Origin of the sequence: Herpetosiphon gulosus, from assembly GCF_039545135.1 — a bacterium.
GTDB lineage: Bacteria > Chloroflexota > Chloroflexia > Chloroflexales > Herpetosiphonaceae > Herpetosiphon > Herpetosiphon gulosus.
The window spans coordinates 1-8,679 of record NZ_BAABRU010000060.1; the positions used below are offsets into that span (position 1 = coordinate 1).

General features: G+C 54.9%; 13 protein-coding genes. 10 read left to right on the forward strand and 3 right to left on the reverse strand.

Annotated features, from left to right (window positions below):
* The first annotated feature begins 100 nt into the window (after positions 1-100).
* Positions 101-1,534, forward strand: a complete 1,434-nt coding sequence (locus ABEB26_RS26380) for a Tn3 family transposase (protein WP_345725085.1) — start codon at positions 101-103, stop codon at positions 1,532-1,534.
* Between the two features lie 122 nt (positions 1,535-1,656).
* Here the strand turns inward: ABEB26_RS26380 and ABEB26_RS26385 are convergent, their stop codons facing one another.
* From ABEB26_RS26385 to ABEB26_RS26395, 3 genes are read right to left on the reverse strand one after another with little or no spacing between them, the layout of a single operon-like run.
* The gene (locus ABEB26_RS26385) at positions 1,657-2,331 is read right to left on the reverse strand and encodes an ABC-2 transporter permease (protein WP_345725086.1); all 675 of its coding nucleotides are present in this window, start codon (positions 2,329-2,331) and stop codon (positions 1,657-1,659) included.
* Positions 2,328-3,224 (reverse strand): ABC transporter ATP-binding protein, encoded by an 897-nt coding sequence (locus ABEB26_RS26390; protein WP_345725087.1) that lies wholly within the window; start codon positions 3,222-3,224, stop codon positions 2,328-2,330. Before ABEB26_RS26390 ends, ABEB26_RS26385 begins: the two co-directional genes overlap by 4 nt.
* A complete protein-coding gene (locus ABEB26_RS26395; protein ID WP_345725088.1) occupies positions 3,221-3,571 on the reverse strand; it encodes a GntR family transcriptional regulator in 351 nt (116 codons plus the stop codon). Before ABEB26_RS26395 ends, ABEB26_RS26390 begins: the two co-directional genes overlap by 4 nt.
* Before the next feature lie 763 nt (positions 3,572-4,334).
* On the opposite strand from ABEB26_RS26395, the gene ABEB26_RS26400 reads away from it, so the two are divergent.
* From ABEB26_RS26400 to ABEB26_RS26440, 9 genes are all read left to right on the forward strand, one after another.
* Positions 4,335-4,571 carry a DUF433 domain-containing protein gene (locus ABEB26_RS26400; protein ID WP_345725089.1) on the forward strand — a complete coding sequence of 79 codons (237 nt, stop codon included), beginning with the start codon at positions 4,335-4,337 and terminating at the stop codon, positions 4,569-4,571.
* Positions 4,571-4,948, forward strand: a complete 378-nt coding sequence (locus ABEB26_RS26405; protein WP_345725090.1) for a DUF5615 family PIN-like protein — start codon at positions 4,571-4,573, stop codon at positions 4,946-4,948. Before ABEB26_RS26400 ends, ABEB26_RS26405 begins: the two co-directional genes overlap by 1 nt.
* Before the next feature lie 8 nt (positions 4,949-4,956).
* Positions 4,957-5,589, forward strand: coding sequence for a hypothetical protein (locus ABEB26_RS26410; RefSeq protein ID WP_345725091.1), 633 nt, complete (start codon positions 4,957-4,959; stop codon positions 5,587-5,589).
* Positions 5,590-6,243: 654 nt separating this feature from the next.
* Positions 6,244-6,792 (forward strand): hypothetical protein, encoded by a 549-nt coding sequence (locus tag ABEB26_RS26415; protein ID WP_345725092.1) that lies wholly within the window; start codon positions 6,244-6,246, stop codon positions 6,790-6,792.
* A gap of 27 nt (positions 6,793-6,819) precedes the next feature.
* Positions 6,820-7,038, forward strand: a complete 219-nt coding sequence (locus tag ABEB26_RS26420) for a hypothetical protein (protein WP_345725093.1) — start codon at positions 6,820-6,822, stop codon at positions 7,036-7,038.
* A 40-nt stretch (positions 7,039-7,078) separates the two neighbouring features.
* The gene (locus ABEB26_RS26425) at positions 7,079-7,291 is read left to right on the forward strand and encodes a hypothetical protein (protein WP_041307504.1); all 213 of its coding nucleotides are present in this window, start codon (positions 7,079-7,081) and stop codon (positions 7,289-7,291) included.
* Positions 7,291-7,653: a type II toxin-antitoxin system VapC family toxin gene (locus tag ABEB26_RS26430; protein ID WP_345725094.1), complete on the forward strand. Its 363-nt coding sequence runs from the start codon at positions 7,291-7,293 to the stop codon at positions 7,651-7,653. Before ABEB26_RS26425 ends, ABEB26_RS26430 begins: the two co-directional genes overlap by 1 nt.
* A 176-nt stretch (positions 7,654-7,829) precedes the next feature.
* Complete coding sequence (locus tag ABEB26_RS26435) at positions 7,830-8,372, forward strand: hypothetical protein (protein WP_345725095.1); 543 nt, start codon at positions 7,830-7,832, stop codon at positions 8,370-8,372.
* A gap of 71 nt (positions 8,373-8,443) precedes the next feature.
* A partial coding sequence (locus ABEB26_RS26440) for a hypothetical protein (protein WP_486348338.1) occupies positions 8,444-8,679 on the forward strand: 236 nt, incomplete at its 3' end.

The window sequence follows — 8,679 nt, forward strand, 5'->3', positions numbered from 1 at the left end:
CGCGAGATCAAGGGCCATGTGGCGAAATTCCGCCGTAAAGGTGCGAGGGTTTTGCCGTGTCATTGGTGGATTCCTTTCCCGTACCAGTATGATAGCATACATGTCTATACGTTCAGGACCACATCAGCTTGCCCTTTTAGATGACCAGCTGTCTCTACTCGCCCGTCAAGCCGAGGAAGGAACCCTGTCCAATGTCACACTGAAACGCGGCATCCTCCATGTTACGCCCGATGAATCGACCTTGCCAGCGGATCTTGATCACGTCCTTGCGCCGATTTATGAGCGCGTACCACCCGTCAACATTACCGATCTGCTCGCCGAGGTCGATCAATGGATACAGATGCGCCAACACTTCCAGCATTTGCATAGTGCGCATGAGGGAGCCGATGCCCGCGTTGTCTATGCGGCGATTCTTGGTGATGGCTTAAATCTTGGATTACGCAAGATGGCGCAATCGTGTCCTGGTATGACCTACGAACGGCTCCAATGGTTTGCCGATTGGTTCCTGCGAGCGGAAACCTATGCCAATGCCACGAGTGCGATCGTGAATCTCCAGCATCAATTGCCGCTTGCGCACCTGTGGGGTGATGGTACTACGGCCTCTTCGGATGGGGTTGATTTCCCCACGGCGTGGGGTGGTCGTCGGACGGGCCGCGTGAATGCCCATTATGGCAGTGACCCAGCGGCGATGTTCTACGGATTTGTCTCCGATCAATATGCGCCATTCTGGATGCGTCCCATCCCGATTACCCACCGTCAAGCGCCGTATGCCGTCGAGGGGTTACTGAGTCATCGGACACGATTACAGATTACCGAGCACTCGACCGACACCACGGGCTATACCGATCACATTTTCGCCACCTTTCATCTGCTTGGCTGGCGCTTTGCGCCACGTATCCGTGATATTTCTCAGCAACGGCTGTATACCCCAGGAACCACCAACACCTATGAACCGATTGGTCCAATGCTGGGGAATCCAATTGACAGCGCCTTGATTCGTGAGGCATGGCCAGAACTCTGTCGGCTTGCACGAACCTTACGCGCGGGCCAAACCCCACCCGTTATCGTGTTACGGAAACTGGCGGCCTATCCTCGCCAACATACGTTGGCTCGTGCGCTCCGCGAAATGGGCCGCATCGAGCGCACGCTCTATGCCGTGGAATGGTTTCAGCAGCCTCCGGTTCGACGGCGGGTTGCCCACATCTTAAATAAAGGAGAGGGGAAGAATAACCTTGAACAGGCGGTGTTTGCCCATCGCCAAGGGAAAGTGCATGATCGCAGCATCGATGATCAAATTGAACGAGCGAGTGGCCTCAATCTCGTCCTGGCAGCGATCGTGTTATGGAATACGGTCTATCTTGGTGCGGCAGTCGATGCGGCACGCGCGGCAGGGCATCCCATTCCCGATGCCTATTTGGCCCATCTTTCACCGTTGGGGTGGGAGCACATTAATCTCACGGGTGACTTTGTGTGGCGACAACGTCGCCCGCTCATCTTGCCGCCATTGGTGCGTGATTCACCGACTGCGCCATAATCCATAATCGTTGTTGTCTTTCTTATTTTAAGAAATCTTAATGCTAGCGTATATTTTTCCCGAAATCGTACACTGATACCATACGCATCATTGCGTCTATCGCACGCCTGCGATGTGGCTCCTTAGATAAAATCGGTCTTTCTCGCCTGGAGTAGAAAAGTTCCGACTAACAGCACCACAATGGCAAGGGCTTCCCCCACCAAGAGGAGGATGGCGGATTGGTTCCACGTGATCGTGTCGAGTCCAATGGTTGCAGTGATGCCAGGCAACTGCGAGACATAGGAGAGAAATGCCTGAAAGAAAAGATTGCCCGCCAGAGTCGCCCCAATCGTCCATCCTTGCGATTCGCTGACCAAGGCGGTTGCCAAGACAAAACAATAGCTGACCAACAACTCGGTCTGGATGATGATTGTATAAGGGATGAGACCATCAGGTAACGAGTCACGCCCGAGGATCACGCCCACGATCGCAATCAGAAGTGTTAGCCATGGGACGAGGAAAATAAGCATATTGGCGAGTATTTTTGCGGTCGTATAGTCCTTGGTAGAAATCGGTAGGCTGATAAGAAATGGCAGCGTTTGCGTCGCACGCTCGCCGACCACCGTGGTTATTACCACATGCATGCCGAGCGCGATGACGACCGTAAGCAGGAGGATGTTCCCCACTGATATCAGCCGCTCATTCCCCGTGGCGATACAGCTGACGGCCAGCACGCCAGCACTCAGATAGCCCAAAATCGTCCAGCGGATGAGATACCAATCCTTGTAAATGAGACGCTTAATGACGGCATAGTTCATACGGTTTGGCCCTCCCGTCGGCTTTGCACACTGGCGAGAAAAATCTCTTCGAGCGTCATCGACTCAACCGCATGGACGGTCAAACCGGCTTGGGTATAGACAGCCTCCATACTTGGGTCATAGCAGTTGGTGGTGAGCACCATCAGCCGCTCGCTGCCACCTATCCCGACAATGCCTGGCAGTTTGGGGACATGCGTACCCGGCGACACTTCCACGCGAAGACGGCGCCAACGATCAAGATAGGTTTCCTTATCGTCCGAGTTAATAATGCGCCCTTGATCGATAAAGGTGATATAATCTGCCACTTGTTCGATATCGAGCGTGTTATGCGATGAAAATAACACCGTCCGACCCGCATCGGCGAGCACGTCCATCAGTGCGCCTAAGACCTCATGGCGGGCAATCGGGTCGAGTCCCGTCGTTGGTTCATCAAGAACCAAGAGGCGTGGGTGACGTGCTAGCGCGAGGAGCAGCGTCGCCTTGACCCGCTGCCCATGTGAAAGGCCTTTAATTTTGTGCTGCGCCATGAGATCGAAGCGTTTGAGTAAGCGTTCGGCAAACCCTTGATCCCACGTAGGATAGATCGAGCGAATGAACTCCATATGCCAGCCAATCGTTGCTGCGCCATAGAGACGCATGTCGTCCGATACGAAGCCAATATCGTATTTCGTGGCAACCTGCCGCGCGGGCATTGGCTGTCCTAACACCTGAACATCCCCCTGATCCTGATGAACCAAGCCCATCAGAATCCGGAGCGTCGTTGATTTCCCGGCACCATTCGCCCCAATAAATCCCATGATCGTTCCCGTTGCGAGGGTCAGATTAACGCGGTCAAGCAAGAAGTGCGGGTAGTGTTTGCTGACATTAGAGAAGTGGACAGCTACATCGGTCATGGAGACTCCTCTGCTAGGTGGGTAGCGGCAGTGCGCAGCTGATCGACAAGGTCATCACTGGTCAGACCGAGGAGCGCACCAAGTCGCGCGGCGTGCGCAAGATGGGTTGCCAAGTCCTGTGCCCAGCGATGAGGGTCGATCGCTGGGATGTCAGCGACAAACGATCCCTTCCCTTGGTTCGTCACAATTAGGCCTGCGCGTTCAAGCTCAAAATAGGCACGCTTGACGGTGATGAGGCTGATGCGCAAGGTAACGGCGAGGTGACGCATGGACGGAAGTTCTGTACCTGGTGGCCAGTCGCCTACGGTAATGCGCTGCTTCATCTGCGCAATGATTTGGAGATACATCGGTCTCCCATCGGAGCGCGAGATAATGAATTCATTGTGTATATCCATATACTGAGTATATACAGTTTATCGATGTGTGTCAAGCGTCCGTCAACTAATGATTACGCTGGTCAGCACGCTACGCCATTGTGTGCTCTTCAAGCACATCATGACCCAATTCAGTGTGCTGTTTCCCCACAGCACGCTAAGTTAGAACATAGTCGCGACTTAGCGTGCCCACATCTCACTCGATTTCCCCTCATCGGCGGCGCGTCGTGCGTCACTGCTTGAGGCGCTCTGTGGCTTGGCCGCGCAGGAAACCAAACGGCTTAACCAGCGCCAGCAGTGCCGCCACCACCGCCTTTAAAAAGTGAGAACCAGTGCCCCGATGACCAGGGGATTGAAACTTTATTAATATGAGTATTACCCTGACGAGTTTTTACCGTTAGAACCAGCGCCCCGAACGGCAGGGGATTAACGTACACAAAAGCAACGGCCAAGATTGATTAAGCAACAAATCCATCTTGGCCGTTGTGCTATTCCAGTATCTTGCTCGATGGTGGAATGAAATGGGCGGCAGCGCTCATTTTTGGGCGTAGAGTTCTGATATGTCCTTTGTATCAGAACCCAAAAAGACGAGGCGAATCGTGCTACACAGCGAGACGGTTCATACGGAGAGCAGGCATTATGCAGCACCAATGCCTTCTAGCCGATGGTTGGCAAGGTGTACGGACTGCGGTACACTACCCCTAGGACATGCGATGCGTGATGCATGGAGGATTTTATGGCGACCTGGCAAACCTATTTACATGCTGATCCCACCATTTTAGCGGGCAAGCCCGTGGTTCGTGGTACCCGCCTGAGCGTCGATTTTCTGCTGGAACTCCTGGCCAATGGCTGGCGCGAAGAAACCATTTTGCAGGAATATCCCCAATTGACTCCGGAAGCACTGCAAGCGGTCTTTCAGTTTGTCGCCGAATGCATGCGCGATACCGCGTTTTATACAAGGATCGCTGCCTGATGCTGCTCTTGGCCAATGAAAATATTCCCTACAGCGCCACTGCGTGGTTGCGTGACGCTGGCTATGATGTGCTGGCAATTGGCGAAACAACGCCAGGCATCCCTGATACTGCGGTATTGCAGCAGGCGGCGACCGAACAGCGGGTGATTTTGACCTTCGATCGGGATTATGGCGAACTTATTTTTCGCTTTGGGCTCCCTGTTCCGGCAGGCATTGTCTATTTTCGCATGCCGCCAACCTCGCCTGTCGCTGTTGCCGAGCGCTTGGTCGCCCTCGTGGCCGCAGCGGTTCCGCTAGTTGGCATGTTTACCGTGGTCGATACCGACCATGTGCGGCAACGCGCCTTGCCATCGGCGACCATTGCGGGCGACGCATAGGGGGCTGCATGCGGTGGTATCACTTTGGGATAGCCGTGGTCGTGCTGCTGAGTGGTTGTGCCTCGGAACGGGATCGGGTTGCGCCGATTGTCCTGCCGAATGTGGTGGTCACCGTCTGTGCCCTTTCGCCATCGCATCATTATCTGATCGCCTATACGGCTGATCTAGGGCAGGAGCCGTATCAGGGTCGCTATCAGGCCCAAGTCTTCGATCTCACCACGACGCTGGCGATCACCCTTCCACTTGATCGCGATGCGACAGAACAGCCTGAATTGCGCTGGTATCCCAATGATGTGCTTTGGGTTGATCAGCGGTGGTTGTATGACATCCCCAATGGCATCGTGACGGATACCACAACCTTGTTGCATCCACTCCTACCCAGTACCTATAATGGGGAAGTCCCGCAATGGTATCCTTCGCCCGACGGGCGGTACGTTGCCAATGGCACACAGATTTGGGAACGCGATCCCGTGACCGGAGATCGCGGAACCATCATCATCGATCTGGCATCGACGATCTATACCGATGGGTGTCGTCATGGATGGAGTGCGGATAGCCGCAGCTATTACTTTGTGGATTGGATTATGACGGGGCCACGCCACGCGGAACCAAGGCCAATTCGTAAAATTACCCTGCCTTAATGGATGGCCGTGCGCATGGGTGCAGCAACCAACGGGTTGCCGCTCCAAGACGCGTTCCCGCTGGGTTGTTGCGCATCACGCGGCATACCATGCAGTGCGTCGTACCCGATGCGCCTTATGCCCGATCCTGGGGTAGGGTGTCCATTCGGCGAAAAACGGCCCTAGGATTAATAAAGGGAAACAATGGAGTGTGATCGCTCGCCGTACTGCTCGATATGCCGCCGACGTGGGCATTGCAACCCCAATCAACGGCCATAGCTGATACCGCCCTCCCTGTTATCGGTTGTATTCTGGGTCAAAAATGGCGCACAAATCACCGATTAGCAGTCGTTCAGACGATTTCAACCGCCGATAACGAGGATTATCGGCACGCCAACTGCCTGCACAGCGGAACAATTGATGACGGTAGGCTTTGGAACTCATATCGGTAGACTTAAACGTATGTTGCTTTCCTCTTTATTAATATTTTTAGTTGAATGGCCATGCGTCGGTTGGTGCTCTGGGAAGCACAGGAGATCAGTGCCAACAGGGCCGATCATGGAAGGCTTCAGGATAGGCACGGCTGGTGCGTTTAATCCATGACCTGATTGCGTCACGATCACGCAGGGGCATGCCCCGAAACACTGATCGTGGCATAGCCCGTAGGAGGATGCCATGGAACGCGCACCATCTCCACTCCAAGCCCAGCCACACGATGGCGTTGGTCAAGCCCAAGCCCTCATTCAAGCCCGTCAACTCGACCGTGCCCAACGCTTGCTCGCTGACCGGATGCAACACTTCAAGGATTTTGCGGCGCTCCAACCCGATCATCCTTTTACCCAGGCGAATCCCCATATGAAGGAGTTGACGGCACAAACGACGTGGAATGCGACGGGCTTGCTCTCGATGACCGGGGTCTTATGGTGGGCCTTAAACCTGACCGTCGATCTCGCCTTTCCGCATACCGTTGTCTTTAACGCCACGGGTGGCCCTGATGTCAGTTTTGCGATCTTTACCTCGGTGGTGACGGGCTTTTTCTTTGTTGATCCCGCAACCCTGCGGGGCGAGTATCAATTCACGATGCAATCGGTTGCTGGTGGTTTAGGCGAAGTGTCGCTTGATCTCTATACGATGAACTGGAGCCAAGTGGCAAGCTTCTGGGGAGCGGTTGGCGGCATTTCCTTGAGCAAGGTCTCAGGAACCGGCACGCTTACCTACCGCTAAACCAGCGATAACAGCCACTGAACGGCCATGATTGATTTCCCAAAGAATCAATCATGGCCGTTCATTTATTCCATCATCGAGCAAGATACTGGAATAAATGGGCGGCAGCGCTCTTTTTTAGGCGTAGATGATTTTATATCAGAACTCATCATCGCCAAGCACGTTGCTCGGGCAGAGGAAAACCATACCATTCCTGTGAAAAAAATCGATAGGATGACGGAGCCAGCTATCCCAGAGTCATGCTAAAATAGCGGTATACCCAGCGGACTACCGACGGAGGAACCTCATGACCCAAAACTCAAAAAAACCACAACAGCGACTGCGGGTGCTCGATCAAAAGGCCGCGCGTCGTGCGGTGACATCCGCAGCTCGCCCCTTGAAACCAGCGCCCAGCACGGGACAGTCGCTCGCCGCCTTTCGTGGCCGCTGGGCGGGTGATGACCAGCATGAGCGACTGGCAGAAGTGTACCAGCTGCGTGGACTGGCGGGCCTCGATTAATGTTTCTGCTGGATACCAATCATTGCAGCCTGATTCTCCAAGGTAATCCCGTCGTGCTGGAGCACTTGGCCGCCATTGGCCAAACGCCCGTGATGACCTGTGTGATTGTCCAAGGTGAATTAATTTTGATGGCCGAACGGTCAGCACGGCGTGCCGAAAACCGCCGCACCGTCGATGCCTTCTTACGTGAAATCACGATCTTTTCGATTGACCAGATTACCGCCCATACGTATGGCAGCCTCAAGGCCGCCGTCTTGCGGCACTTTGGCCCGAAGGAAAAAGCCAAACAACGGCATACCGCCCTGCACCAGCTGGGCTTCTCGGAAAACGATCTCTGGATTGCCGCGATTGCCCTCCAATAGCAACTTACGCTGGTCTCGATGGATAGCGATTTTCAGCGGATGCAGGCGGTGGTCTCCCTGCCCACGGTGCGCTGGGATCAGCCTTAAGCGGGAACCGACCCGCGATACACCCCACCGATGCCAGCTTCAGCGCGGGCCGAGGCAAACCGAAGCCGGGTGAGGAAGGAGACACAACGATGCGACAAACACTGCTTCAACGATGCTGGATCGTGCTCTGCACGCTTGCGGTGCTTGGCAGCTGTGGCCCTACTATGCATCCATCCGCCACGGGTGGGATTCCTGAGCGCGATGATCGCTTTACGTTTACGCCGCTGACGGATCATACCGCTTCGGGGGGAACATCTCGCATGCCCATTGACATGCTCGAAAGAACCGTGCAGATACCCTATCGTGCACGCTTTCGGGGATCGCTCTTGGCCCTGTTTGGTGCGCCGTTAACCAGTTCCACTGATGCGGAAAGCGCCTTTTCCTATGTTCTTTCCGTCCAGAATGATCGGGGAGAGACCTGGATTATGACGGCCTATGAAGGACCCACAGGGCCAGCATTTGGCGGGTTCATGCCCGCGACGACGGATGAACCGATACGCGGAGCAGAAGCACTCCTCGCCCTGATCGAGTCCACGCCACCCGCCGATTTTGATGCGGTTCTTGAGGCCGATGACTATGACAGCCGTATTTTCTATGGTTGTCGCGCAGGAGCGTGTTACCCTGTGTGCTAATATCGAGTGAGACAGATTCCATTGGCTGAGATCCGTTCTGATCAGGGCGCGAGGAACTTTCCATGGACAACATGACCCACCCGACTGACCGACCAACGTTGACCACCGCCGAGCGACAAGCCATCTTGGACGAGTACGACTCCTACCCGCGTGGCGACCCACGGCGGGGGGCGATCCTCTGGCAACATGGGCTGTATACCTCGCAATTGGCCAAGTGGCGACAGCGCCTTCGTCGTGGTGCGACCAGCCTCGACAATCAGCGCCCTGGCCCCGTGCCCCAGCCCGCCAATCCGCTGGCAGATGAGAA

Excerpts from the sequence above, each read along its gene's own strand:
- ABEB26_RS26380 (WP_345725085.1), top strand. The coding sequence starts at position 101 with ATGTCTATACGTTCAGGACCACATCAGCTTGCCCTTTTAGATGACCAG.
- ABEB26_RS26385 (WP_345725086.1), bottom strand. The coding sequence starts at position 2,331 with ATGAACTATGCCGTCATTAAGCGTCTCATTTACAAGGATTGGTATCTC.
- ABEB26_RS26390 (WP_345725087.1), bottom strand. The coding sequence starts at position 3,224 with ATGACCGATGTAGCTGTCCACTTCTCTAATGTCAGCAAACACTACCCG.
- ABEB26_RS26395 (WP_345725088.1), bottom strand. The coding sequence starts at position 3,571 with ATGTATCTCCAAATCATTGCGCAGATGAAGCAGCGCATTACCGTAGGC.
- ABEB26_RS26400 (WP_345725089.1), top strand. The coding sequence starts at position 4,335 with ATGGCGACCTGGCAAACCTATTTACATGCTGATCCCACCATTTTAGCG.
- ABEB26_RS26405 (WP_345725090.1), top strand. The coding sequence starts at position 4,571 with ATGCTGCTCTTGGCCAATGAAAATATTCCCTACAGCGCCACTGCGTGG.
- ABEB26_RS26410 (WP_345725091.1), top strand. The coding sequence starts at position 4,957 with ATGCGGTGGTATCACTTTGGGATAGCCGTGGTCGTGCTGCTGAGTGGT.
- ABEB26_RS26415 (WP_345725092.1), top strand. The coding sequence starts at position 6,244 with ATGGAACGCGCACCATCTCCACTCCAAGCCCAGCCACACGATGGCGTT.
- ABEB26_RS26420 (WP_345725093.1), top strand. The coding sequence starts at position 6,820 with ATGATTGATTTCCCAAAGAATCAATCATGGCCGTTCATTTATTCCATC.
- ABEB26_RS26425 (WP_041307504.1), top strand. The coding sequence starts at position 7,079 with ATGACCCAAAACTCAAAAAAACCACAACAGCGACTGCGGGTGCTCGAT.
- ABEB26_RS26430 (WP_345725094.1), top strand. The coding sequence starts at position 7,291 with ATGTTTCTGCTGGATACCAATCATTGCAGCCTGATTCTCCAAGGTAAT.
- ABEB26_RS26435 (WP_345725095.1), top strand. The coding sequence starts at position 7,830 with ATGCGACAAACACTGCTTCAACGATGCTGGATCGTGCTCTGCACGCTT.